Here is a 26,389-nt window from a genome sequence, read left to right as displayed (position 1 = left end):
TTTTGTTGTGAAACTATGGATTCACGGTTAGGATAACTTAACTCTATTAAAACAAGGAATCCGAGAGAAGCAGTACAATGAGAAAAGCGATCACCCAGACCAGAAACAAATTCGCAGTTGCGACAGCCCACTTGCTTTTGCCCGAATGATAGAACGCCCAGCATACGAAGGAAAATAATACACCCATGGGATACGTAGCCATAAGGATTGCTGCTGTCGTATCTAACAGTGGATGGTCACCAGACTCCCGATAGGCATAAAAAAACAAACTCATCATCAGTACATACGGATAGGCTACAAGAGTTAATCCATAAATAACATTGAAGAATATAAGCCAATTTGCAAGTTTCGGATTTTTCAAAACAGACGAACAACCTCCTTGTAAACATTAAACTCATTTCAGTATATCCACCTGTTCCTACTACGTCATGGTATACTTTTCCATTAATTAATTAGTATTTATCCATGTATATCTCCTTTCAAACAGCAATCTGTTTGTGCATTCTATTTATGCGTCTGTAGTGGTAAGCGAACAGGATAAGTCCCAGCGCACTTGTAATGATCTCTGTTACTGTCATAGACCAGATGATGCCTGTAAGGCCAAAAGATTGATGAAAAATAATGATGACTGGAATAAACAGTGTACCCTGGCATATTGCCATAACATTGGTCGGGATGCCTTCTCCTGCCGCTTTGAAAATGCCTGTAAACAATCCTGTTAATCCAGTGAACAGCGCAGAGATCAACATCGCCACCAGAATTGAACTTCCCGCCTCCAGTACGGATGCATCCGAAGAGAAAAAGCGAATTACAGGTTCTTTGAACATATATACAATGCCTATAAAAAGAACACCAATACCGATGATATACAGCGAGGCCTGTTTATACGTAGCTTTTAAACGACCAAACTTCTGACTCGCGAAACTGTGCGCCACCAGTGGGATAATCCCCATAAAGATCCCCATTGCAAGAAACTCGGGAAGCTGTACAACCCGTAAAGCAATACCGAATCCCGCGACTACGCTTTCTCCATAGATCATGGCGTAATGGTTCAGTAACAGCGTAGATACGATTAGAAAAGAGGTTTGTAGCAACTCGGAAACTCCGATTTTGAATACTTCCATCTGGTCTTTGACCTGGAGCTTCCAATGTCCCAGAAACCCTCTCAAATTCTCGCTGCGACGGGACAAAAACCAAACATAATAGGCCGCAGAACACCCATTGGCTAATACAATGGATAATGCAGCTCCAATCACATGCCAATTCAATACTAGAATCAATAGCACATCCAGAATAATGCTGGCTGCGATGCTAATAAACATGCCGATCATGGATTCTTTCGAAGCACCCTCCGACCGAACGAGCTGTTCCAGCGCAAAATTAAGTATAACGATAGCTCCTCCGCCCAGAAGTGTAATCGCATACTGGCTTGTGTACTCATATACAGCTTGATCGGCTCCCAGTCCCCGAACAATAGGTGAGATGAACAACCAGGAGATCAGGGCAATCAGCAAACCAATGCCCAAGCTCGAGTAAAAGGAATATCCTGCGACTCGTTTCGCCTTTTCCCGCTCTCCCGTTGCCGCTAAGCGTGTAATGAATGTTCCACCGCCCACCCCGAACATATTGCCAAAAGCCATTAATACCGTAAAGATCGGCAGTCCCAGCGTAATAGCGCTAAACATGCCCGTATCATGAACCAGACCGATAAAAAACGCGTTAATAAGGTTGTATAACGTTCCCGCTGACATACCAAGCATCATCGGAATGGACAGATGCATAATCGACTTGAGGACAGGCGCTTTGTCCAGATAATAGGAATTTGAATGTTTTTCTTTCATGTTAACTTCCACCTTCTTAACTATTAAACAATTAGATTTCTAAGTATTCGCTTAAAAAAACACGAATCTAAGTTCATAATATTCTGCAAGGAAAATTAAGGCTTGATATATTCACACGATTATTAGAACACTAATAGTTCGAAATCTAAGTTTTAATCCAAGAGCAGTTCATCTGCTCTATACATCCCCAGTTACCGTAATCAAACTTATAAATTCTGATTAACCTTGGTCAGCAAACGCATCAATGTTGCCTGCTCTTCATCCGTCAAACTTTTCACAATCTCGTTCTCCACGGCGGCAAACATCCGCTCTATATCCTGAATCACTTGCTCGCCCTTCGGCAGCACGTACAGATTCTTTTGCCGTTCATTGTCAGCGGGAATTTTTCGTACGATATAACCGTTCTTCTCCAATCCTTTTAACATGCTTGTAATCGTTGCATCCCTGCGGTTGAAGACATCCGCCAGATTTTTCTGTATTAATCCTCCTTCCTGATGCTCATAGATATATCCAATAACTCTTCCTTGTTGAGCGTTCAACCCCAGTTCATTGACCTGATCATCCGCTTTGCGTTTGATCTTAATACCGATTGTCTGGAACAGATCCGAATAAGGCGTATTTTTGCGCATGAATTCTCTCCCTCCTGTTCTTGTTCTTCTCTAATCTGTTTCATCACTGTTCTCTTACTTTCTGACTCACTTACTAAATTACTTACTCGAAAAGAATAAATCTCTAAATGTTAGATATCTAACTATTCATGAACTAAATATACAATTGTGACTTCCTCTCTGTCAAGAATCGATATTTCTTCACTTGCATATCCAACATATCAAAAAAGGACTGAAGCTCCTTGTGGGCTCCAATCCTTCTGCTGTTACATCGCTAGCCTGAGTCAGGATTACCGTGTGTATACCGGAAGGAAGTGTTTCTCTCACTTTCCAAGACTCTCCTGCTTGTTTCAAGCTTGCTTCATGCCACCTACACTCTATTGCGCCTTTTTCCGCAGCTGGCTGTTATATAAATCACTATAAAATCCACCCTGTTTCAGCAATTCATCATGCGAACCCTGCTCCAGTAGTTTCCCATCCTTAAGTACCAAAATCCGGTCGGCCTGACGAATCGTGTTCAGCCTGTGTGCAATGACAAAGCTGGTGCGGCCATGCATCAGACGTTCCAGCCCCTCCTGAATTTTGATCTCGGTTACCGTATCAATACTGCTGGTTGCCTCGTCCAAGACCAGAATGGACGGATCAGCCAGGATTGCCCGGGCAATAGCAAGCAATTGCTTTTGTCCTTGGCTAATGCCGCTCCCATCCGCTTGAAGCACCCGGTCATACCCGTTCTTCATTCGCATAATAAAGGAATGTGCATTCGCCAGCTTGGAGGCAATCTCCACTTCTTCATCGGTTGCATCTAGACGTCCGAACCGGATATTTTCACGAATCGTTCCCTGGAACAAAAATGAATCCTGCAATACAAACGCCATGTGCGACCGCAGGTTTTCCCGCCGAATGGTTGTCATCTTGTGCCCATCCACCGTAATCGTTCCACTTGTCGGGTCATAAAAGCGGGATAAGAGCTGAATCAGCGTTGTTTTGCCTGCTCCTGTTGGACCGACCAGCGCAATCATCTCGCCCGGCTTCGCTTCAAAACTGATATCGCGTAGAATATTACGACCCTCATCATATCCAAAGGACACCTTATCGAACCGAACGTTGCCCTGAATGTTATCCAAGGCAATTGCAGCCCCTTCATCCTTGGATTCCTCATCCTCATCCAGCACCTCGAACACCCGCTCTGCCCCAGCGATCGCAGACAACAGCGTGTTCCACTGATTCGCCAGATCGTTCAACGGACGTGTGAATTGGCGCGCATACTCTACAAAAATAATGATGACCCCTACCGTAACGGAGCCCTGTATCGCCAAAATACCGCCAATCCCCGCTACGATTGCAAAGCTCAGGTTGTTGAGTCCGTTCATCAGTTTTGGAATAAAACCTGAAATCGTCTGAGCCCAGAATGCGGAAATGCGGATTCGCATATTACGCTCCTCAAAGCCGCGAATAACCCGTTCTTCCTGAGAAAATGCCTTAATGATCCGCTGCCCGGATAACGTTTCCTCAATATAACCATTGAGTTCCCCCAGATTGCGCTGCCGCTCTTTGAAAAGCGGTCCCGTTCTGCGCGTTATCCAGCGCATCCCCACAGCCATTAGAGGTACAACAATAAAGGTGAGCAACGTGAGCAACGGGCTGAGCCACAACATCACACCTAATGTGCCAATTAACGTTAACACACTCGAAAAAATCTGAATCGCCGAGCTGTTCAGCGTACTGCTTACGTTCTCGATATCGTTGGTGACCCGGCTCATAATCTCACCTTGCTGGCGCTTGCCAAAGAACGGAATCGGCAGCTTATGCAGATGAGCAAACAGATCATAACGCATACGGAATACTGTCTCCTGAGCAATCTCAATCATCCAAATATTCTGCAGCCAGGATGTGAGCGAAAAGAGCACATACACCGCCACCAGTCCGAGCAGAAACCAAGTCCAGCTTGAACTGGTCGCTTCTTCGGCAATGAATTGGTCAACGGCCACGCCCACCATATAAGGCCCAAGTAGAGCCAGCCCAGAGCTGGCAAATACCATCAGTAACACAAGTGAAAGCTTGATTTTACGGCGTGAGAGGTAACTCCAGATCCGACCAAGTGTGCCTGACCAGTTTTTGGCTCTTACTTTCGGCTTCCGTTGGCTCCCTGAACGGAGTGACTCCGAATCGAGAACAGGCCGTGGCTGACGGAAAGGCTCAATGAATGCTTTGAACATACTGTGCGCCCTCCCCATATTGTGATTCATGAATTCGGCGGTATAACTCCGACGACTCCATCAAGTCTTCGTGTTTTCCCTGTCCAATCAGTCGTCCATCATCCAGGAGCAGAATCAGGTCGGCGGAAGTGGTTGAACTGATCTTCTGTGTAATCAGAAACGTTGTGCAGGAGAGATCTTCAAGTGCATCTAGAAGCCTGCCTTCAGTAGCTACATCGAGCGCACTTGTGCTGTCATCCAGAATAAGTATGCTTGGACGACGTACCAAAGCTCTCGCAATGGAGAGGCGCTGCTTTTGTCCGCCCGAAAGGTTAACCCCCCTCTGACCGAGCAACGTATCATATCCGTTCGGCAACTGCTCAATGGTCTCATGGATCTGAGCCCGCTTGGCCGCTTCCACAATCTCTTCCATCGTGGCATCTTCTCGTCCCCAAGCAATGTTTTCACGCACAGAACCCGTGAACAGTACGACTTCCTGAGGAACATAACCAATGGCTTTACGAAGGGTCGGCAGATCCAGTTCGGATGCATCTGTAGCATCAATACGCACCTCGCCATGTTCTTCCGTATACAGGCGTGGAATGAGTTGCACCAGAGAGGATTTTCCTGATCCGGTAGCTCCCATAATCGCAATCCGCTCACCTGCTTTTGCCGAGAACGTAATATTTTCCAGCACTTTAATCTCGCTGTTGGGATAACTGAATCCTACACTGCGGAACTCGACTGTACCTTGTACGGTGCGTTGCTCCTGCTTATGCTGTATGGAACCAGAACTATGCAAAGGATTCAATGTATTTTGGGTATCCGTGTGTCCGGCCTGTTCCCGCTGACCCGTACGCTCCGTCTCTGACGTATCCTCGGTTTCAAACACTTCATTCAGACGCTGTGCTGAAGCGCTAGCCCGTGAAAAGGTGACTAGAATCCACGATAACATCGATAATGCTCCAATGGTACGTAGCAGATAATTAATGACTGCAACAACTTCACCTACGGTTGCCGAACCTGATACGATATCCTTCCGTCCAAACCAAAGCACGGCGATAATACAACCGTTCATCATCAGTAACATGAATGGCATCGTTGTCTCCGTCAGGCGCAGCGCAGAGATCGTGCCTTTCATCAGCTTGCCGCTGAAGCTGGCAAAGCGTTCAATCTCGTGGCCCATCCGTACAAAAACACGGATCAGCCGGATGCCTGTCAGATTCTCCTGGATGACACCGTTCACGGCATCCAGTCTGCGCTGCACATTGCGGAATAGCAGCGCCGCTTTTTTTAGCATCCAAATTACAACGACAAGCAGCACCGGCATCATGACAACAAGTAGCCATCCCAATCGCGGACTCACTACGATCGCCATGATCATGCTCCCGATCACCACCAGCGGAACACGGGTCATGAAGCGAAGACTCATGAAGATGGTATCCTGCACCTGGGTCACATCCCCGGTTAACCGGGTGATGAGCGATGATGTCGCAAAACGGTTGAACACAGCATAGGAAAACGTTTGCATCTTGTCATACAACTTCTCTCTCAGATCGTACCCAAACCCAAGACTCGCATGGGAAGCAAAAAATGAACTTGCAATCCCGGCCGCGAACGCGATAACTGCACTACCAACCAGTACACCACCCCACATCCAAACGACACCCAGATCTCCCTGCTGAATACCATTATCAATGATTTTGGAGATCAGATAAGGCTGAGCCAGCTCCACCGTTAATTCAATCAGCATCATAACCAATGCTGCAATGGCGGCGACCCGGTACTTTTTCAAGTGAACAAACAGCTTGAGCATTCCCATTCCTCCGGCCCCGAAGCACATTACTGGCGATCCTGCATCCAATTCACACCATCAGCTCCGTTATTCTCTTTTCTTAAAGCTATGTAAAATTTCACGTAACCAATACGACTATTATATCGCATTTTCCATCTGCACATCGTTATGTTCTTCTCATTCTTAGTATTAACCTCAAATTTTAACCTGAAATCGACTGCCCAAAAACATGCTATATAAGTTGAACTAAAAATTTTACACAGTCCACTCCGATGACAGAATAACCTTTCGTTAACGTGTAAAAAAGAATAGTTCAACTAATATAACTTATCAAAATAAAATACCCGAGGCAGCGTCGCCCGTTGCCTGGGCATCCTTTTACAGCTGTTTCAACGCGATACCCACGTACTCACGGCGCTCTCTCACATACGTGCGAATCTTCTCCGGTTCATTCAGAAAGACATTCATGGGCCACTTCATATAAGGGTCGTTCCCTACATCTTCCCGAATTTCATCGTGTAATCGATATACTAGCGGCATGATTCTTTTCTCCGTAAAGGTACCCTCCAAATGTTGTTTCATCAGCTTCTTATACTGCTCACGACACGTGCGGAATGCGAGCAAACGCCCTGTAAGTTTATTGTACCCCTGAATGCGAACCAGATTCGGATTGACCTTGGCACCGTAACAATTTCTCCCCCAAGTCCCTTCGTAATCCCAAGGAAGAATGCTGTACTTTCGGCTTTTGGCTTTTTCATACCATGTATAGTTCTGGTGAAATCCATCGAAGTTCCCTGTCAGCACCGCCCCGCTCAGCCACCGCAGATAGTTGTTGATATCCACCCTGGATTGCAAAAAACGAAACAGATCCATTTTGGATTTTCCATTCAAATGTTGAATAAACTTGCGCAGCCTCTGGCGATCCTCCATATTGCCCCGGATCAGACTGTATCCAGACAATAGATCGCTTCCTGAATCGGCTGTTCGGGACGGTAGGGCAAAACTGGCGCTATCGTTTACGGCATAAAAAATACTCCGGACAGGCATTTTTCTTTGGCGAAAAAAAGAAGATTTCACACCTTGAATTCGTAAATATACACCTGCAAGTTGACCATTAAGATACAGTACACAGTGGCGTGTAGAAGGTGCGGGTACACGAATCATCTCAAAGAATTGAAATGAAAGTGCGTTCCGTAACAGTGAAGGGTCATCATATTCCGCATTGAAGTGGAATGTACGGCTTGCCGTGCGAATCTCGAATGATTTTTTCACATAAGCGCGTGTATGCCCACCCCGGTACCGAATTCGAATGGGAAGCTGCTTGCCGTCCTCCATCTGCATCGTGCCGTTCACAAACGTTTCTGACCATATGTTCGATGTTAATCGCTGGTATTCATTCGTCGACACATGGATGTGGTAGACAGGTAGAGTCATTTCCATCCGCCTTTCGGTCACCTGTGAGTTAAGCCCGTAGGCTATTACATCATCCTATGCACTAACACAGCAGGCCGTAAGGGCGAATGCACAGCCCATTTATGGAACCATCCGCGAAGTCATATGGTACATTTGCTGAAAACCTATCACACCAATCTATAAATTACCGTTTTTCTCATAGATTACTGCCAATTTGCTATACAAATGGTTGTCTGCTGGTTCCTCAGATGCTAGGTACACATATGATTAAACTACAGACAGACTCCAATGACGAGTGGCAGGGATTCAACAAACATCAACGAACAACCGTCAGCGGCCTATCTGAACTTATATCTGGGAAGGGGCAAAATACAATGTCTATGAATGGTCAGGGAATGAGAGGTTTGGTTGGAAGAGAAGTCAAGATTAATCGCGGTGGACCCGATTCAATCCAAGGCACATTAATGGATGTACGCTGGGACTACATGGCTGTGAGCTGCAAAGAAGGCATGGTGTATGTAAATGATGCTCATGTCAAAAGTATTACTGACACAGGTCGTTCCGGCGGAGCCAGAGGACCTATGGGGAATCCGATTCCGGCGAACACATTCCTCGGAGTCATGCAGGCACTTCGCTTCCGTCCTGTACAGATTAACCGCGGAGGCCCGGAAAAAGTGGAAGGCATCCTGGCCGATGCCAACCAGAGTCAATTAATTCTGACGATGAAAAATCAGGAGATCATCCGTATTCCTTTACAGCATGTGAAATCCGTCTCCCTGGTTCGCGGAAGCAGCAGCAACAACAACAACAACAATAACAACGGTAAAAACACAAGCCAAGGGAATAAAACACAAAATACGCAGTCTGGCGGCAATCGTTCCCAAGGGAATCGCAGTGCAGGCAACCAAGCGTGCGGAAATAAATCACAAGGAAATAAATCAGGCAACAACAAATCGCGTGGTAATCAGTCTCAAGGGAATAAATCGGGTGGAAACAAGTCTGGCGGCAACAAATCACGGGGGAATCAAAATCGCGGAAATAAGTCCGGAGGCAGACGGTAATTTGTAAACAACAATAAACGAAGCTACTACCAGTTTAAAGGGGGGAATGATCATGCTGATCTTTATCGCAATCGTCTTGACAGGTGTGCCTTTGTATTGGATCGTTATGCCGGGAAGGCCCACCTCGACTCATGAACATCTGAAACAGTCTTCACAAGGACTTCTCCCCCTGGGAGGTGAATCACAGTAAATGCCTGATTACCAGTTGTGGTTAACCTTCGGGGTATTTATCATCACAGTTATTTTCCTGATGTGGCGGCCTGGCGGATTAAATGAATCGATTCCCACTTCGCTTGGGGCGCTACTTCTTATTCTTACTGGTGTAAGCAGTTTGGGGCATATCCTGGGCATTTTCGAAATTGTATCCGGCGCAGCGATTACGATTCTCTCCACCATTGTCATGTCCATTATTCTGGATAGCATCGGCTTCTTTCGCTGGATCGCTGTGAACATGATTGAAAAGGCACGAGGTTCCGGCTTCCGATTGTTCTGGCTGATTCTATTACTTTGTTTTCTCATGACCATCTTCTTCAACAACGACGGCAGCATTCTGATCACTACCCCCATCATCATTCGAATCTGTGCCATGTTACGTCTCAAAATTCATCAGCAGTTGCCTTACCTCATCTCCGGTGCACTTATCGCTACAGCTTCCAGCGCTCCGATCGGACTCAGTAATCTCGCTAACCTGATTGCCTTGAAGATGGTAGGGTTAAACCTGAACACCTACACTCAGATGATGTTTGTACCATCCATGCTCGGAATTATGGCCATGACTCTGCTACTACTCTATTATTTTCGCAGAAGTATACCCAAAGTTATTCATCAGTTCCCCGTATCCATGCAAAGTTCATCAGGATCAGGTTATCATCCATTGCAGTCAACAGAATCTGAATCTGATCACTCCAAAAATAATGTAGACTGGTGGTTGTTCCGTGTCTGTATCGGGATTGTTGTATTGATCCGGGCAGGATATTTTCTAGCTGAACAATTCGGTGTACACATGGAGATCGTCGCCATCACCGGTGTGGTCCTGATGCTCGCTGTACGGTGGTATCGTACACGATCCGGACTGAAAGATGTCGTCACACAAACGCCTTGGCATATTCTTCTCTTTGCCTTCAGCATTTATATTATTGTGGACAGTCTTCACCGAGCTGGGATGACAACATGGATTACCGAATTTACGGGTCCGATTGCCGAAAGAGGCAATGCCAGTCTGATTGCTGTATCTGGGTTACTATTAACCGTGCTGTCTAATTTGTTCAACAACTTGCCCTCGGTCATGATTGGAACATTCGCCGTTACTGACCTTCATTTGAGTGATACTCAACTCCATCTAGCATATCTTGCTAATATATTAGGGAGTGACATCGGAGCATTATTAACACCCATAGGCACACTTGCCACCTTAATCTGGATGTATATATTACGGACCCATCATATTCGAGTCTCATGGAAACAGTATATGAAAGTAACCTTCATTGTGATACCCATCAGTTTAATTATCAGTCTATTTTCCTTGTATATCTGGGTGGCCATGCTGTATTGAGAGGAGGTATACTGTGAAATCTGCAACGACGTGGTTAGGTAAAACGATTGAATTTGAATTATCCGGCTGTAAACTGCCTATCCAAGGTGAGGTCATTGATGCAGGCGAGGACATTATTGTTGTCTATGGTAATCAGCGCTACATTTATGTGCCGCTTCATCATATTCAAACGATGCATTTTACGAAATCAGAAGAAACTTCTAATAATGTGGACGTGCCTGCACCTGATCCCGAAATGGACCATGACAACATCTCTTATCGAAAAGTACTAATGAATGCTCGCGGAAGATTTAGTGAAATTTCCATTGGTAGTCGTACGTTACACGGTTATATTACCAGCATCATGAACGATTATTTTATCTTCTATTCTCCATTGCATCATTCGGTCTACGTTTCCATCCATCATCTCAAATATATTATTCCTTCCCCCACCAATAGCAGGCCATTTGCGATGGAACATCAACATTTCCCCATACAGCCATCATCCATCTCACTCTCTCGCACACTCGATCAACAGCTGCAAAAAATGGCCGGAGAACTCGTCATCTTGAATCTCGGTTACAAGCCCGAACAGACAGGACTACTCAAAAGTATCAACGACAAGCTGCTTGAAGTCATTGATGCAGAAGGTTCCACGCGGTTCATGCACACCAGCCATGTTCAAACGCTTCATTTACCTTAATGGTTAAAATAGAACGCAAACAGGGATATTCCGGAGAATGGCACCTTAGCCTGGAATATCCCTGTTTTTGTATTTATGCTGACCTTAACTTTATTTTTACCAATACTGACTGTAACTATAATTTTATTTCTGATTGTTACTTTGATTCTGATTGTAACTTTGATTTTGACACTAGCTCTGAATCACCGTGACGCGATCACTCTGACATGGAAAATGACGAAGACTCAAAAGCTTAACAGCTCAATCAATTCATTCGGCGACGCGCATCTTTACTTGTCTATCTGTATACTCGCGGTTAATAGTCTGTAAAATTGGCTATTTAATTCCTTTAGCCTTCGCCATATGCTCGATCCGAATCTGATGGTCCGTTGAATTCGCTGTGTTTAACATGTTCCAAATCTCCTGAGTATCTTGCTCTTTATACAAGGTCTCAGGCAGCTCTGTCTCAAGTCGTTCTGTCTTGCGCTGAATGGTCTCGACTAATTCATGATCGTAGATGACCAATTCATCCGAGTTGACATACCTTACAGCTGGGTCAACACTGATCCGGCAGCGGTTCGTGAACGTAACCATGGAGACCAGCCGAACACGCTTGTAATCTCCAAGATGTGCCTGAATCGCTTCAACATGGGCGCGGTGCTGCATGAGCGGATTGTACATTTTGACCCTGCTGCTGCTCACAGACCAATTCGCTTCACGGCGACCACCCCGGATCTCTCCAGTTGTCAGGTTTCGGGTTTCTATAACAAAAATCGCCCGCGGGCCAATCACGACATGGTCAATCTGGGAATACCCTGAACGAGACTTCGGATTAGGAACCAACAGGTCGTTTAATACTTTATATTCACTGGACAAACCAAACAGTAACTCGGAGGTTGTTGGTTCTTGCGGTACGCTGATCCAATCAGGTTCGGACTTTTTCTTTTTGCGCCGACCACGTGCCAGACGTGGCGGAATTGCTGTAACTGGCGGCAAAGCCGAAGCTGAAACAGAATCGGTAAGCGGGCTCACAAGCTCTGGCTGAGTCTTGAACAGAGACAGAATTTTCTTGAACATGGGCAAGCTCCGTTCTACTTGGAATGGGTTCATGAAATATGAATTATGAAATATAAATTATGTAGATCTAATACCGGATATCATGTAAACTTCTATACCTTATGTCGGATAAAGTCGAACAAAAGTAAAGAGACTTTTGCCAAATTCATTATTTCGTTAAATGTGCACGACAGTATATACCCAAACCTGCGACTTTAGACGCACATCAAATCCACAATAAGTCCATGTCCACTCCATATCAAATCCATATCAAGTTACTTCAAGTTACTTCAAGTTACTTCAAGTTACTTCAAGTTCACTTCAAACCCATTATATAAAGAAAAAGCAGCATCCCCTTTTCCCTAAGCAAAAGAGTCCGCTGCTGTCTTCCCGTGTTCATCTTCTAAGCCTGGAGATAGTACGTATACAGCACTTGTGTACCTTTCTCGTCCAAGCCATTCTTCGATATTTCCTGATAGAGCGATTCCGCCAGAGCCAGTCCCGGTGTGTTCATACCCATGGCTTGAGCAGACTCAAGTGCAATGCCCATGTCTTTGATAAAATGTTTCACGTAGAATCCAGGCTCATAATCGCCTGCGATCATGCGCGGACCCAGGTTGCTGAGGGACCAGCTTCCGGCTGCACCGGTCGCAATACTCTTCAGCACATTCTCCGCGTCCAGTCCCGACGTCTTGGCATAGGCGAGTGCTTCGCATACGCCAAGCATGCCAGAGGCGATGGCAATCTGGTTGCACATTTTGGTATGCTGTCCGGCGCCCGGCTTGCCTTGCAGCACAATATTGGTGCCCATCTGCTCAAAAATCGGACGCACTGCTTCAAAAGCTTGCGCGTCACCACCCACCATAATGGACAGCCTGCCGTCCCGTGCGCCGATATCGCCGCCGGATACAGGCGCGTCCAGGGCATGCAAACCTTTAGCCTCCGCAGCTTCGGCAATGCGCGCAGCCAGCAGCGGGCTTGAAGTGGTCATGTCAATCAGTGTTGAACCTGATTTGGCATGAGCAACAAGTCCGCCTTCTCCGAGATAAATCTCCTCGACATCCTTGGGATACCCTACCATGGTGATGATCACATCACAAGCAGCAGCCAGTTTCGCAGGCGTTTCATGCCAGACAGCTCCTTCCTTCACGAGCGCTTCTGCCTTAGCGGCAGTGCGCGTGTATACATGAAGCGGATACCCTGCACGCTGGATGTGACCAGCCATGCTTTTTCCCATAACGCCTGTTCCAATAAAGCCTACTTTAATCTCTTCAGGTGATTTAGTTGATTGTGTCATCGCAAGTTTCCTCCCGGTTCTTGAGTGATATAGTGTGACATTGAGTGCAGCCTAGTGAGATTGGATGCTACATAGTGAGATTCGGTGATGCATAGTGAGGTCGGGTGCTACATAGGGAGATCGGGCGCTGCCTAGTAAGATTGGGTGCTGCATAGGGAGATCGGGTGCTACATAGTGAGATCGGGCGCTACATAGTGAGATCGGGCGCTACATAGTGAGATCGGGCGCTACATAGTGAGATCGGGCGCTGCCTAGTGAAATTAAGTGCTACATAGTGAGATTGAGTGCTGCATAGTGAGATTGGGTGCTACATAGTGAGATTGAGTGCTGCCTAGTGAGATTGGGTGCTAAAGTGCTTGTCCATACTCTGTTGAAGCGAATACGGATACTCAGTCGAGTACGAATCAGGAAAAGGCGAGGCCTTTGCTACTTTATAGCCCCGGGACCGAGTGCATATTTCTCTAACGATCACCAGGAACGCTATTTGAGCAATATCACACCTTTTAAATTCTAACGATCTCAGGAAACCTTATTTCGGTGAATTACTTCAAAAATGGACGTTAAACTTGTCTTTTCAGCAAAATAAGGCTCCTGGTGATCGTTAGAATTCCAGAACTCCTCATTTCGCTTAAATAAGCTCATCTGAGATCGTTAGAATATTTAAGTGGTGAGCGAGTGCACTCTAAACCTACAATCGATTCAAAATTACTCCTAAACTCTGAATCCTCCCCGATAATCCTCATCCTGCATAACCTGATGGGTAGCTCATTCCTTATACTCGATACCTACCTTATGCCTTACACTCCATACCTCGTGCCTTACTCCTTACACACGGTACCTTATGGCTTACTCCTTACACACGATAACTTATACCTTACTCCTTATGCCGTACACACGATACCTTATGGCTCACTCCCTATTTCTTACACACGGCCTTATGCCTTACTCCTTATTTCTTACACACGATACCTACCTTATGCCTCACAATTCACTTCTCATCCCTTATACTTCATACCTTCTGCTTCATCCCTTATACTTCAACCTTCTGCTTCATACCTTGACCTGTACCTTATACCTTATATGTTATAGCTTTCTTCCCCCTCCGTCCATCTCGGGCTGCTTATTCTGTGAAAAAATCTGAAAAACGAATCATTTTCTCATAGACTGTACAATCTAACGAAAACAGATCGAAATGGGAGGGATGGACATGAGTCAGGAAAAAGGACAGATCACCATCTGGTTATCCATCTCCATTATTTTGCTCAGTGCCGGGCTGGTCTGTCACGTCTTGTCTGTCCCCGCCATTCTGGATGTGGCCGGAAGAGATGGCTGGCTCTCTGTTCTCGCTGCAGCACCATTGTTCATGCTGTTCCTGGGTATGATGTACATCATTATCCGCCGTATTCGCGGACAGCGCTTGACCGATTGGATCACGCGTGAGTTTGGCGTCGTTCCCTCCTGGATCTTTCGCATTACTGCGGTCTTGTTGCTCTTCTCGCTAGGGACACACACCTTATATGAAACCACCAACTGGACGGTATCCACCTATCTCCCGTTTACACCGACCTATGTGCTGGCTGGTGGAGGTGCTCTGGTTGCTGCCTGGTCAGCAGCCAAAGGCATTCGTTCGATTGCAATGACATCCAGTATTCTATTACCTCTGGTCATTCTCCTTGGCTACTTTGTCATGTCAGCCAATATGAAATACAAAGATTATAGTCAGCTCTTTCCCATCATGGAACATGGCTGGACTCCCGTCATCCGAGGAATGATCTACTCTCTAGCGGGACTCATGGAGATCTGGTTGCTGATGCTCTTTCAACACGACATTAAAGGCAAGCTACGCTGGTGGCATGTGTTGTTGCTTGGCCTCTTCATGATCAGCATGGCGCTGGGTCCTACGCTCGGTGCCATTGTCGAATTCGGGCCAGAAGAAGCGGCGAAACAGCGGAATAGTCCATACGAACAATGGAAACTCGTCAATATCGGCAAGCTGTTCCAACACGTTGATTTTCTCTCCATCTACCAGTGGCTCAGTGGTTCCTTTGCACGTGTCGCCATCTCTATGTATCTGATTGTCGATCTGCTGGATATCCGCAGACCTAAGAAACGCTATATTGCCATCCTCTGTCTCACGCTGATCATGTGCGCTTTGGCTATTCAGTGGTGGCGCATTGATTACGTTGATTATTATGTCGATCACATTCAATTTCCAGCCATGCTCTCTTACGTGGCAATCATCACCACTCTTTTGGCACTGGCCGCTCTTATTCATAAAAAGGACAAGGAGGCTCCTGCTCATGGCTCAAACGCCGCGAACGAAACCAACCCGTCCAGGGACTAAACCGTTCCGTATTGATCAGCATCATCTGGAAACTTATTTTGCAGGCTCCGATGATGTTATTATCGACAGCCACCGGCTCGGTGAAGGACAGATGAAGCTGATTGTCGCTTATTGCAGTGGCATGGTCGATACACAGATTATCCATGACATCATCTTGCCGGAAATGAAGCGAACCTACGAGATCACACATTTCATTCACAAGTCTGACATTGAAAAAAATATTAACCTGCAATGGAACAGCGTCGACCTTGATGATGCGCAATATGGAACGGAACTGATCTCTCTTCGTGTTTTTGAAGGGCATCTGCTTCTATGCCTCCCCTCTCTGCAGACCATGTGGAGCATCGATATCTCCAATATGGCTACACGAACACCAGAAGAGTCAACGACGGAAGTCTCGATCCGCGGAGCAAGGGATGGTTTTATTGAACCACTTGCAGTCAATGTATCCTTGATCCGTAGCCGGTTGCGTACTGCTGAGCTTGCCTGCAGTATCGAACTCATCGGATCACGTTCAGCAACCAAAGTGGCTCTGATGTATATGAAAAACATTGCCAATCTAGAGTTGATCAAGGATATAAAACATCGTCTCCATGCCATTCAAACCGAACGTCTTATGACGGCGAATGATCTGGAAGAGTTGCTGTCACCTGCCAAGATCACCCTGTTTCCCTTGACGCATTATACGGGCAGACCTGATTTTGCATCGGAATGCTTGCTGAATGGTCGCTTCGTTCTAATCGTAGACGGTAATCCCAGTGTGATTATCGGGCCTGTAAACCTGTTTCTGTTGCTCAAATCACCAGAGGATGCCAGCTTCCCCTTCCTTCCGGTGAATATGGGTCGCTTGCTTCGATTCATTGGCCTATTTGTCACTATATTTTTGCCCGGTTTCTATATCGCTCTGACTTCTTTCCACATGGATCAAATTCCGTTTCCGCTCGTCGCAACGATATCTGTCGGCCGCATGGGGCTTCCCATGGAGTCCGGCATTGAGATGTTTCTCATTATGCTGCTTATGGAGCTGTTCCGGGAAGCAGGCGTCCGTTTGCCCAGCGCCATTGGACAGACGTTAACGGTTGTCGGCGGTCTGATTATCGGAGATGCAGCCATCCGAGCTGGTATGGTCTCTCCGCTTATGATCGTCGTCATCGCCGTTACCGTTGTAGCTGGAGCAACCATTGTCAATCAAGTCATGACCAGTTCTATACTCATTTTGCGCTTTCTTTGCTTTATCTTGGGAGCAACACTGGGGATTTACGGGTTCATTCTGTCCATGATCCTGTTTCTGATCTATCTGACGGACTTAAAATCGTTTGGCATCCCCTATCTTACACCCTTAACACCGCTGAATTTCAAACAAGCCATTGCCTCTCTGTTCAAAGTCCCGACGGGTTTGGGAAAACGTAGACCAGTCTACCTGGAGACACAAAAACCGCGTAAGGATGGCAAAGGTCGATGAGCCGCGTATTACCCCGCTGGTTGCTTGGCATGTTAAGTCTATCTCTTTGCCTCATGACTACGGGATGCTGGAGTGCATATGAGATTCAGCAGGTGGATTATGCCAAGGCCATTGGCATTGAATATAAGGACGGCATGTATCATATTTACGTGCAAACTCTTGATTTTTCAAGTATAGCCAAAACGGATAATTCAGGTAAAACAGCCGAATCCCCTCCGATCTGGGTTGGACATGCTCAAGGGAAAACGATGAGCCTTGCCATGAACGAGTTATGGCGTGCATCTCAGCTTCACATTGCCTGGGGGCATGTGACAGCTATCGTCATGGCAGAGAGTGTGCTGAACAATCAGCACATCAAGGATGTTTTTGACATGCTCGGACGATTCCCGGAAGCACGATATACCACATGGGTATACGGTACGCGAGAGCCTTTGCTGGACATTCTGAGCACCGCTTCAATCTACAACTTGTCTCCACTGGACAGCATCCTGCATAATCCGTTGCCCAGCTACATGGAAAATTCGCTGTTTGCGCCTGTACTCAGCTTCGAACTGATTGCCAAGCACAATGATCCCGCAACCACGACGTATCTGCCTGTTATTGCCTTAAACAAAGACTTATGGTTGCAAAATAAGAAAGAACATGACTTGTTCCTGATTGAAGGAGCTTATTTTGAAAAAATGGGAGAGAAGTTTAAATTTTTGTCGCGAGACGAATTGTCTGGCTATCATTGGTTGATTAAAGGTATGCGCCGGGCTCCTCTACTGGTTCAAAAGAACGGTGTAATCTATGGGGCACTCAGTGTCGGTCTGCCCACAATAAAAATAGAACCGATTATCCGAGGAGAGAAAGTTACCTTTCGAATTGATGCCAAATATCTGACCGCACTGTATGAATATCTCGTTCCCATGACATATGACGAAATGACCCAAGTAAGCGAGGATACACTTAAAGAGCAGATCATGGAAACCTATCGAAATGGATTAAAACGGGGAGTCGATGTATACGGTCTACAAGAAAAACTGTATCGCAAAAACCCGAAACTGTGGCACAAGTTATCCGGGGATGGGGAAAACCTCATTCTCACGGAGGATTCCATTGAAACTTTAAATATTCACCTGACCATTCCGTATACTGGGAAATATAAGAGGAAAGTGTAAAGGAAGAAACCCTTCTGCTGATAACAAAACATGTTCAGCAGGAGGGTTTATAAATTTCGTTTTTTAGCGTAGGTGTGAGTATAATCGTAGGGAAATAACAATCAAGTTCTGCACCCGTACAAGTAACAAACGTTGTCATCAAGATCTAGAGCGTAACCGCTGCACTTGCTCCAACACCCAACCGATGATAACTGCGAAAGATACGCCAAACAGTAAAATCGGGAAGTTGTAGTATAGCGTATTCGTATATTGGTTCAGCCATCCAAAACGATATACTGCTGATTCCGGGTCATGTGTATAACCGTTAAGCTGTACGCGCAGGTCTTCAAAGATATAAATCTCCCAGAAGACAGACAATACACACAAAGCAGCAGCAACAATACTGACCGCCGCATTGCCCCATTTGCCCCAGTACTCGCGTTGGTCATAGAACCACCATTTCGTGACATATGCCGTCCAGAAACATAAGATCAGAAAAGTAAGCACGGATGGAAATAAAGCAAGAATGCCCAAATTGCCATTCCCAGATACACCTTTACCCATTTCATGCTTGATCGTCATTCCATCTACGGCAAAAACCATGAGCACATTCCATATCAGGAAGATCAGATATGGCTTGTTAATGCGTTTGATTACCTTCATTTTACCCTCTCCTCTCCTATCCCGGCTCACTTCCAATAATAGTCCATCACTCGTAATCGAGTAACGAGAATCAAAATTCTGCCTTGTTACGTCCTAATCATTCCGAATAGGGACGTACCCTTAAAAATCAGGCATGTTTTTGGAAAAAATAGCTCATACTACCTTCAGGAAATTATTGAAGGAGTGACAACATGAGTTTAAAACGCATCGTTGCTATTGGAGCGATCCTGGCATGTACATCTCTAGTTTGGGGATGCGGTAACGGCAACAACAGCAATAACATGCCTACTGCCGAGCAAACGAACCCGAACGAACAACAAACCCGAAGCTGGGGAGATCCCAAACGGTTAGAAGCTTCTCACCTGGAAGCTCTGGAAAGAATGGAGAAGGATCATATCCATCGCATGGTTTCTCTGAGCGTCAACACGGATGGCGATCACGATCAGGTCATGACAACGCTGGAGCGTTCAAGTCAAAAACTTGAAGAGATGAGACCACTCGCCGAGATGCTCCAATATGAAGGCCACCCTGCTTTGTTACAACGAATTCAGGAGATGTCAGGAGATATTGAGGGCTCCAAAAATGCAGTCACCGAAATGAAAAACAATCCTCCGGCCGGAAAAATTAAAATCCAGTCTGCGAAAACAGATGCCCTGCAACACATCAACAGTTTTCGTGACTACCATGAATATGTTCAAGGTCAGGTCAAGGTGATGAATAAGTAACAGCCCGCCTCGTTCTCTCAAGCCTGCCACATATATATTATAAATATAAATAGTTAGACTCGGGGCTTCTCGCTTCCCGATTCTAACTATTTTCTCGTTATTCGCCGTATTCAAAATTAGTGAGACATGCGTCTTGCTTTGCGATCCTCCCGATCTGCTTCCTCCATTTTCCGAATATATCGTTTAAGTTCCTCTTTATGGGCTTCAAGTTCGGCAAGTTTAGTGGAGGCTCCTTCTACGAAGGATTGCATTTTGTAGGTCAGCTCTGTTGCCGAAGTACCAACCCAATCCTGCTGTAATCTTCCATGGATCGTTCGCATTTTCTGCTCCTGCTGCATAAGGCGTTGTTGTAACTGCTCACATTGCTGAACTGCTCTTCTTAAGTCTGATAAGGATACGGAAATTCTGCCCATGTCCTTCCTCCTGTTAGTCTGAATAAGATGCCTTGTTCTTTACTGCTGGTCTGCAATGACAAAATCTTCTCGCTTACGCTCAATGTAATCTGCAATCTCACTAATGGATTCCTGATACCAACGATTGATCCGTTGTAGAGTCGCTGTCGCGTTATACGCAATTGGGGTGAAAGACTGACTTTCGCTTGTGGAAATATGCGTCTGAAACATCTGAATCGAAGCTTGCGCATCACTGGAAAAACCAGTTAGACTCATTCTCATCTCACGAGCAGACTGTGCTAACTCTTCCGGTGTTAATTGTATCTTCCCTCCACCTAGTCCCCCTTGATTCCCAACCATAGCTGTTATCAGTGTGCCTACTGCTCCTGAGGTGATTTTAGAGAAGGCAGCAAGAGCCTCTTGGCGTGCAGTCCATCTTGGAGAGATATCCAGGGTAGCACCTGTTTTCCGATCAATTAATGGACCGATCAAATTCCCTTGTTCATCAAAACGATATTGTTTCATGGAGTGATACCCCTTCCCCTCATCTTTGGAAAAGGAATCCATGAGTCTGACAATGTTGCCCATTTGCAGTTTATCCAGATCAAAACCGAGTTTTAAATCATGCACCAGCATTGGAGAACCAGCCCCCAGAGGTTGAAACGGGATCTTCAGCTGTAATTGGAGTTTCCAATCTTGGTACATCGCATTGGCCGTCTCGAAATCTTGCCCTTTATATACGGTAACACCGACATGTCTGTCATACTCACTTAATCCGCCCGCACCTACAGAGTCATTGGGATGAACAACATTAAGTATTTTGTTATCGAAGTATCCTTCGTTAACCTTGGCAATACTTGCATCATCCAGCAGATTCATCACACTTGGTGCACTATAGGTCATCCCCGATACATCATTCCGAGCGGCAACATATTGTGCTAAGCCACCACCAAGAGAATGACCTGTAACCGTAATATCGGAGTCCGGATATGTCTTCTGTACTACCTCATATAGTTCCTCAGCTTGGTGAAACTGATTGTTCTCCCATCGTTCATTATCCACTATAGCTTTAAATGGACTATTCTTAAAAATGTTATAACGTTCCGGGTCGGTCACTGCATCTTCAAGTCTTCTTGTTCTACCACCTAGAACATCGAAGACATCTGTTTCCCAATCCGCTGCCTTATCTGTTAGCTTGCCTGTCGGTTCTGTTCCACGATAACCTATAACAATCTGGTCTGTATGATCATTCTTCAAAACGACAGCATCAAATCCAGATCTTCGATGGAGTTTGGCTCCATCCGGTTCAATCACTTGCCAGTTCCCCGAGTCAACTGTATCCGGGTAATCTCCTGCCTTCATATTAAGATAAGCAAGCTCCGAAATCTCCTTATACGTTTTATCACTGATATATGTATCCATAAGCTTCTCCTTCCTGTGTTTACTGATTCCAAAAGTTCAAGTATATTATTAAGTGTCAAGTTCACATATATAGGGGGCTGAACAATATTTTTAAAAAAATTCAATATATATCAACTTTATTAATCATCTTGGCCTTTATAGTCGGTGGATGTAATACAGTTCCCAATCAAGAGCAAGTTATTGAAAAAGCCACACAAGTGGGACATCAATATTTCATTGACCATTACAATACAGAAGTACATTTCACAGATCATAAATTTATGCCTAAGGATCTTAGTCACAATCTGAATTTGAGTGGATATGTTACAGCTAATAAAGAAGTATCGATCAGTATACTTATTGATTACGATACGTTTGAGGTACAAACAGCTGTTGTACCCAAAGAACTTTTAGATAAGAAAATCAAGTAAACATTCTATTCAAACTTTAAGAGGTTCTGAAATTTATAACAGGAAGCTGATGCTAGAGATGTACTCTTATCGTTCTCGTCCTTACTTCTGGCTACTCCTCTCTATCATGAGTCTCACCCTAATTTGTGGTTGCACGCCCACCGAAAAAAAGGAGATTATCCAAAAGGCTGAGGAAGTAAGCTTGGTTTATTTCAAGGAAACCTACGGCATTGACGTTGTGTTTACAGATCATAAGTTCATCCCCGCGGATCTGTCTCATACTGTTTCACTGACAGGGTATGTACAAGGCCACGAAGATCAGGAAATCTTTGCGATGGTTGATTATGATACGTATACGGTAAAAACCGGTTCAGTACCTGAGGAGATCAAACCCTCTAAATAGAATAATGTCTACCAGCTTCCCCTTACGTAAGAGCCGGATATTTGATCAGGCTCTTTTTGGTATAAACGTATGGGATTGCATCTATCCTGCATTTTCCAAAGAAGTAGAATCATTATAGATCATCTAATACATATCGTGTATAACAACGCCCGTAAATGAGTAAATGGTCATTATGAACATCCTAATCTAAACCTACTTTATTTGATTTATTCATAGGACGTTGTTACCAAAATACTAATATCCATTGCATCTTTACACGTGCTCTATCGATACTTCTTCATCGACCACGTCTTGCGCTTCACTCCACCCAAAGGGATGCCCAGATAAATAAGCAGAAAAATACAACAGGAACCATTGCTCCAGCGGCAATCCAGATCCATAACTTAACTGGCCTAGCTTCCCTCCAATACTCCTTGAGGCCATTCAAACGTCCATTGCGCCAGTTGGCGGACTTTAACTGCCGAATCATTCGCTGCATCACTTGCTCCCGTTCTTTCCCTTGCGGCACGTCTCCCAATGCAAAGCGAAGTTCCTCGTATAAACGAGCCTCTTCCTGACTTGTCTTTCCGTTCGATGTATTCACCAATTCCCCTCCTCAATACAATGCTTTCCACTACATTAAATAACACTGTAAAAGACGGCCAAGTTTGCTGTTTTACTAAATATTCTATCAACATGATATGCAATCGGTTTACAAATTCAGGATTGAAATCCAGTTTACATTATCATACATTTATATTATTCCAATTCAACATTCAACTACGAAACGGAGGAACGAATGAAAATCGAATCAAAATCTACGAAACATAACTACTCCAAGCTGTTCGGTGCCTTCTCCCTTACTTTTCTAGGGGACGGATTAACTCTTGCTGCTGTACCTTGGCTTGTCTCCACCCTGACAACGGATACATTATATGCATCCATTACGATGACAGCCTTGCGTCTGCCCTGGCTTATTTTCAGCTTGCCAGTTGGCGTGCTCATTGACCGATATTCACGCAAACATATGCTGGTCGGAGCCAGCTTTACACGTATGATGTTTCTATTCATGCTAACGATCTGTATCTGGGGAGGGTGGATCAGTATACCGCTGCTTGCCTTGTTTATGTTTGGGATTGGTCTAAGCCGCGTTGTCTTTGACAGCACCGTACAGACGATTATTCCTCAGATTGTGGATGAGAAAAGGCTGGAAAAAGCCAACGGCCAATTTACAGCTGGTCAGCTGATCACCAGTGATATTCTGGGCGTAGCCCTCGGCGGATTTATTATTACGATGCATATCGTCTACCCTTTTGCCATCGACACCCTAACGGCTCTCATCTCACTGCTACTCATTATGGGTTTACGTGGTAGCTTCAAACCTGCGACGAAATCCCAAGAATCGCAAGCTGAAGATGCATCGGCGGGAGCTGCAAAACAAACGACTCCGGATGAATCGGAGCCGAAAACCCGTCCGATGAAAAATTGGAAACGTGAGATGTGGTCCGGCATACAGTATGTGTTTCAAGATCGGTTTCTTCGCGGCCTAGCCATCTTGTCAGTGACCATCACGTTAATGTTCTCCATGATTCTGGTGACCCAAATTTTCTTTGTACGTGAAGTATTACAGTTGGAAGCGTATGCATTTGGCATACTGATCTCCATTGCAACCATCGGTAGTATCCTGGGTAGTCAAGCTGTAGCTTATATGCGAAAACGCTGGAGTTCCAAGCAATTAATCCTTTTGTCCATCTTGTCCATGGGCCTGCTCTATGGAGGTGTTGGTCTGACGTCCAATGCCTATGTGGTTGGTGGTTTGTACTTTTGCGCAGCCTTCTTCATCGTTGTCTACAACGTAGTTCGTTCGTCGATTCTACAGCGCTCCGTCCCGAATGAACTACTCGGGCGTGTAGGCAGTGTATTCCGTTTCCTGTCGTTTGGTATTAGCGCTATCGGCACTTTGCTTGGCGGATTACTCGTTCGCGTAAGCGAAACCTTTTTCGACCGCCTGTTCTCGCTACAATTGCCTTATCTATTACTAAGTGGGGTTTACATCGTAGCCTGCTTCCTGTTTGCCTCCAAAATGCGAAATGTACCAGAGAATTAAGTACAGCATTCATCAATATAAATATAAACATATTGTCGATTCGATTCCTGCAAGAGCAGAGTCAATCTTAACCATCGTTTCAACATGAGGCTATGGGTGGATCTCAATCTAAAATAAAAGCGGACTCGGAAGGAATATCAATACCCTACCCAAGTCCGCTTTTATTTTATTCTATCTTTATATAACTCTAACCAACCTGATTATTTCAATTCCGAATTCAAGCAGATCGATCCGTGCTGACGCACGTTAACGACAATGACTGGTGTATCCAGCATACCTCGCATCCAGTTCATATACTCTTCAGCCTTCTCGTTTGGCACAATCGCCAGAATAACACCTGCGAATCCACCACCATGCACACGACATGCGCCATCGCCAAGGTTGCTCAGGTAGTTCTCGGTTAAGGCAAGCGCCACGGAGATCTCTTGTTCACGGGAAGCCCCGCCCTGATACACGTTTTGCAGCCATTTCCATGAAGAGTTACCTGATGCAGTGATCAATGACAAGAAATCAGCAAAACGTCCTTCGCGCAGAGCGGATACCTGTCCATCCACACGTTTGTTCTCAGCCAGGAAGTGCAATGCACGCAATACCGCACGGTCTCCTGCTGCTTCACGAATCGCTGGCAATTTTGCATAAATATCTTCTTCTGAGATTTCACGCACGTATTCAGCGCCAAGCGCTTTCGCAACAGCTTTCATCTCGTTAGGTACAGAAGCATAATCTTCTGTCAGGTCGGCATGGTTGCCACCTGTATTCACGATGACCAGGGAATATCCGTTTTCTTGGAAATTCCACTCCACAGGCTCAATCGCAGGTTCAGCCGGATTTGCAAAATCAATCGAGATCAAACCGCCATATGCACAAGCCATCTGATCCAGCAGGCCGGACGGTTTGTTCCAGTAGTGATTTTCGGCATACTGTCCGATTTTAGCCAACGTCACGACATCCAGCTTGCCATCGTTATAGAAATGGTTCAGAATCGTACAGATCAACATTTCGAAAGATGCAGAAGAACTTACGCCCGAAGCCGCAAATACGTTACTGGAGATATCCGCTTTGAATCCGCCGATGTTGAAACCAAGCTCTACAAAGCCTGCAGCCATACCACGAATCAATCCGGTAGTACCGTCATCTTCCGTATTAGGTTTCAAGTCCGCAAGGTTGATCACATACTTTTTGTCGTATCCCTCAGAATAGAATGTAATTACGTTATCGCCTGTTGGCACAGCCACGGCAATCGTGTCCAGCGTAATGCTTCCCGCCAGCACTTTACCATGGTTATGATCCGTATGATTACCGCCGATCTCACTGCGGCCCGGGGAACTGAATAGATGCATTTTCTCCTGCTCACCAAAATGCTCACGGAACGAAGCGTCCAGCTTCTCGTAACGGGCACCCTGCTCCTCTACATGCTGTGGTCCGTACATTTGTGCAAGCAAAGCCTGTCCCTGTTTTGATTGAATGAGTTCTGTTACCTGTGTGGTCATCTCTATTCCTCCCATTTCATATGCAAGCGGCATGTAACCGCTATCCCTTATGTCGTCTAAAATCCTTCATCGGATTAGCCATCCCCATTATCTCAGCTTCTGGGCCGAAAAGGTAGGGCAGAATTGAAATTTTGGAAGCGTTTTTTGAAACATGTGTCCATTTGTAAAAATGCGTTATCCCTAACTTGAACGAGATATGGAATATGAATCTTGATGGTGTATTTTCTTCCATATTTTCGTTGAAAAGCTGTAGTTATATACATACGGATTACAGTAATTAACGTGAGTAATCTACGGGCCGAAATGATTTAGGCTGTTTCGTTTCGTTGTGTTATATCGTGTGGTGGACTCTGCCCGCATACATCAACCCGCACCGTAGCTAATCACATCGA

At 45.4% G+C, this 26,389-nt stretch carries 24 protein-coding genes; 11 read left to right on the top strand and 13 right to left on the bottom strand.

Annotated features, from left to right (window positions below; translation table 11 throughout):
• Nucleotides 1–46: 46 nt before the first annotated feature.
• From AC1VYS_RS05415 to AC1VYS_RS05390, 6 genes are all read right to left on the bottom strand, one after another.
• A complete protein-coding gene (locus tag AC1VYS_RS05415) occupies nucleotides 47–361 on the bottom strand; it encodes a hypothetical protein (protein WP_482913343.1) in 315 nt (104 codons plus the stop codon).
• Nucleotides 362–479: 118 nt separating this feature from the next.
• Nucleotides 480–1,841, bottom strand: a complete 1,362-nt coding sequence (locus AC1VYS_RS05410; RefSeq protein ID WP_482913342.1) for an MATE family efflux transporter — start codon at nucleotides 1,839–1,841, stop codon at nucleotides 480–482.
• 206 nt (nucleotides 1,842–2,047) lie between these two features.
• On the bottom strand, nucleotides 2,048–2,470 hold the full coding sequence (locus AC1VYS_RS05405) for a MarR family winged helix-turn-helix transcriptional regulator (protein ID WP_482913341.1): 423 nt from the start codon (nucleotides 2,468–2,470) through the stop codon (nucleotides 2,048–2,050).
• 356 nt (nucleotides 2,471–2,826) lie between these two features.
• A complete protein-coding gene (locus tag AC1VYS_RS05400) occupies nucleotides 2,827–4,668 on the bottom strand; it encodes an ABC transporter ATP-binding protein (RefSeq protein WP_482913340.1) in 1,842 nt (613 codons plus the stop codon).
• On the bottom strand, nucleotides 4,649–6,469 hold the full coding sequence (locus tag AC1VYS_RS05395) for an ABC transporter ATP-binding protein (RefSeq protein ID WP_482913339.1): 1,821 nt from the start codon (nucleotides 6,467–6,469) through the stop codon (nucleotides 4,649–4,651). Before AC1VYS_RS05395 ends, AC1VYS_RS05400 begins: the two co-directional genes overlap by 20 nt.
• A gap of 351 nt (nucleotides 6,470–6,820) precedes the next feature.
• Nucleotides 6,821–7,849 carry a CotH kinase family protein gene (locus AC1VYS_RS05390; RefSeq protein ID WP_482934482.1) on the bottom strand — a complete coding sequence of 343 codons (1,029 nt, stop codon included), beginning with the start codon at nucleotides 7,847–7,849 and terminating at the stop codon, nucleotides 6,821–6,823.
• 269 nt (nucleotides 7,850–8,118) lie between these two features.
• Here AC1VYS_RS05390 and AC1VYS_RS05385 point away from each other — a divergent pair, with 269 nt between their 5' ends.
• From AC1VYS_RS05385 to AC1VYS_RS05370, 4 genes are read left to right on the top strand one after another with little or no spacing between them, the layout of a single operon-like run.
• Nucleotides 8,119–8,916, top strand: coding sequence for a DUF6897 domain-containing protein (locus AC1VYS_RS05385; RefSeq protein WP_482913337.1), 798 nt, complete (start codon nucleotides 8,119–8,121; stop codon nucleotides 8,914–8,916).
• A 52-nt stretch (nucleotides 8,917–8,968) separates the two neighbouring features.
• The gene (locus AC1VYS_RS05380) at nucleotides 8,969–9,106 is read left to right on the top strand and encodes a hypothetical protein (RefSeq protein ID WP_167375667.1); all 138 of its coding nucleotides are present in this window, start codon (nucleotides 8,969–8,971) and stop codon (nucleotides 9,104–9,106) included.
• A complete protein-coding gene (locus tag AC1VYS_RS05375; RefSeq protein ID WP_482913336.1) occupies nucleotides 9,107–10,468 on the top strand; it encodes an arsenic transporter in 1,362 nt (453 codons plus the stop codon).
• A gap of 13 nt (nucleotides 10,469–10,481) precedes the next feature.
• Entirely contained in the window at nucleotides 10,482–11,150 is a 669-nt protein-coding gene (locus AC1VYS_RS05370; RefSeq protein ID WP_482913335.1) for a DUF2642 domain-containing protein, read from the top strand.
• 315 nt (nucleotides 11,151–11,465) lie between these two features.
• Here the strand turns inward: AC1VYS_RS05370 and AC1VYS_RS05365 are convergent, their stop codons facing one another.
• Both AC1VYS_RS05365 and AC1VYS_RS05360 read right to left on the bottom strand, forming a co-directional pair.
• Entirely contained in the window at nucleotides 11,466–12,206 is a 741-nt protein-coding gene (locus AC1VYS_RS05365) for a nuclease-related domain-containing protein (protein ID WP_482913334.1), read from the bottom strand.
• Between the two features lie 382 nt (nucleotides 12,207–12,588).
• Nucleotides 12,589–13,482, bottom strand: coding sequence for an NAD(P)-dependent oxidoreductase (locus tag AC1VYS_RS05360; RefSeq protein ID WP_482913333.1), 894 nt, complete (start codon nucleotides 13,480–13,482; stop codon nucleotides 12,589–12,591).
• Nucleotides 13,483–14,689: 1,207 nt separating this feature from the next.
• Between AC1VYS_RS05360 and AC1VYS_RS05355 the strand changes: the two genes are divergently transcribed.
• From AC1VYS_RS05355 to AC1VYS_RS05345, 3 genes are read left to right on the top strand one after another with little or no spacing between them, the layout of a single operon-like run.
• Nucleotides 14,690–15,826 carry a GerAB/ArcD/ProY family transporter gene (locus AC1VYS_RS05355; protein WP_482913332.1) on the top strand — a complete coding sequence of 379 codons (1,137 nt, stop codon included), beginning with the start codon at nucleotides 14,690–14,692 and terminating at the stop codon, nucleotides 15,824–15,826.
• On the top strand, nucleotides 15,783–17,288 hold the full coding sequence (locus AC1VYS_RS05350; protein ID WP_482913331.1) for a spore germination protein: 1,506 nt from the start codon (nucleotides 15,783–15,785) through the stop codon (nucleotides 17,286–17,288). The genes AC1VYS_RS05355 and AC1VYS_RS05350 overlap by 44 nt, the downstream gene beginning before the upstream one ends.
• Nucleotides 17,285–18,448, top strand: coding sequence for a Ger(x)C family spore germination protein (locus tag AC1VYS_RS05345; protein ID WP_482913330.1), 1,164 nt, complete (start codon nucleotides 17,285–17,287; stop codon nucleotides 18,446–18,448). Before AC1VYS_RS05350 ends, AC1VYS_RS05345 begins: the two co-directional genes overlap by 4 nt.
• Nucleotides 18,449–18,586: 138 nt before the next feature.
• On the opposite strand, the gene AC1VYS_RS05340 is transcribed toward AC1VYS_RS05345, so the two are convergent.
• On the bottom strand, nucleotides 18,587–19,090 hold the full coding sequence (locus AC1VYS_RS05340) for a hypothetical protein (protein WP_482913329.1): 504 nt from the start codon (nucleotides 19,088–19,090) through the stop codon (nucleotides 18,587–18,589).
• A gap of 191 nt (nucleotides 19,091–19,281) precedes the next feature.
• Here AC1VYS_RS05340 and AC1VYS_RS05335 point away from each other — a divergent pair, with 191 nt between their 5' ends.
• Entirely contained in the window at nucleotides 19,282–19,815 is a 534-nt protein-coding gene (locus AC1VYS_RS05335) for a hypothetical protein (RefSeq protein WP_482913328.1), read from the top strand.
• A 116-nt stretch (nucleotides 19,816–19,931) separates the two neighbouring features.
• Here the strand turns inward: AC1VYS_RS05335 and AC1VYS_RS05330 are convergent, their stop codons facing one another.
• Both AC1VYS_RS05330 and AC1VYS_RS05325 read right to left on the bottom strand, forming a co-directional pair.
• Nucleotides 19,932–20,228, bottom strand: a complete 297-nt coding sequence (locus AC1VYS_RS05330; protein WP_482913327.1) for a WXG100 family type VII secretion target — start codon at nucleotides 20,226–20,228, stop codon at nucleotides 19,932–19,934.
• Nucleotides 20,229–20,267: 39 nt separating this feature from the next.
• The gene (locus tag AC1VYS_RS05325; RefSeq protein ID WP_482913326.1) at nucleotides 20,268–21,629 is read right to left on the bottom strand and encodes a lipase family protein; all 1,362 of its coding nucleotides are present in this window, start codon (nucleotides 21,627–21,629) and stop codon (nucleotides 20,268–20,270) included.
• Between the two features lie 128 nt (nucleotides 21,630–21,757).
• Between AC1VYS_RS05325 and AC1VYS_RS05320 the strand changes: the two genes are divergently transcribed.
• Together AC1VYS_RS05320 and AC1VYS_RS05315 are read left to right on the top strand one after the other, a co-directional pair.
• Nucleotides 21,758–22,039 (top strand): hypothetical protein, encoded by a 282-nt coding sequence (locus tag AC1VYS_RS05320; protein WP_482913325.1) that lies wholly within the window; start codon nucleotides 21,758–21,760, stop codon nucleotides 22,037–22,039.
• Nucleotides 22,040–22,220: 181 nt separating this feature from the next.
• The gene (locus AC1VYS_RS05315) at nucleotides 22,221–22,421 is read left to right on the top strand and encodes a hypothetical protein (RefSeq protein WP_482913324.1); all 201 of its coding nucleotides are present in this window, start codon (nucleotides 22,221–22,223) and stop codon (nucleotides 22,419–22,421) included.
• Nucleotides 22,422–22,719: 298 nt separating this feature from the next.
• Here AC1VYS_RS05315 and AC1VYS_RS05310 read toward each other — a convergent pair whose 3' ends face one another.
• A complete protein-coding gene (locus AC1VYS_RS05310; RefSeq protein WP_482913323.1) occupies nucleotides 22,720–23,004 on the bottom strand; it encodes a hypothetical protein in 285 nt (94 codons plus the stop codon).
• Between the two features lie 195 nt (nucleotides 23,005–23,199).
• On the opposite strand from AC1VYS_RS05310, the gene AC1VYS_RS05305 reads away from it, so the two are divergent.
• Nucleotides 23,200–24,507, top strand: coding sequence for an MFS transporter (locus AC1VYS_RS05305; protein WP_482913322.1), 1,308 nt, complete (start codon nucleotides 23,200–23,202; stop codon nucleotides 24,505–24,507).
• A 200-nt stretch (nucleotides 24,508–24,707) separates the two neighbouring features.
• On the opposite strand, the gene AC1VYS_RS05300 is transcribed toward AC1VYS_RS05305, so the two are convergent.
• On the bottom strand, nucleotides 24,708–25,997 hold the full coding sequence (locus tag AC1VYS_RS05300; protein ID WP_482913321.1) for a galactokinase: 1,290 nt from the start codon (nucleotides 25,995–25,997) through the stop codon (nucleotides 24,708–24,710).
• Nucleotides 25,998–26,389 lie beyond the last annotated feature (392 nt).

It is taken from the genome of Paenibacillus sp. G34, assembly GCF_056856875.1.
This window is presented reverse-complemented; position numbering and strand designations above follow the sequence as displayed.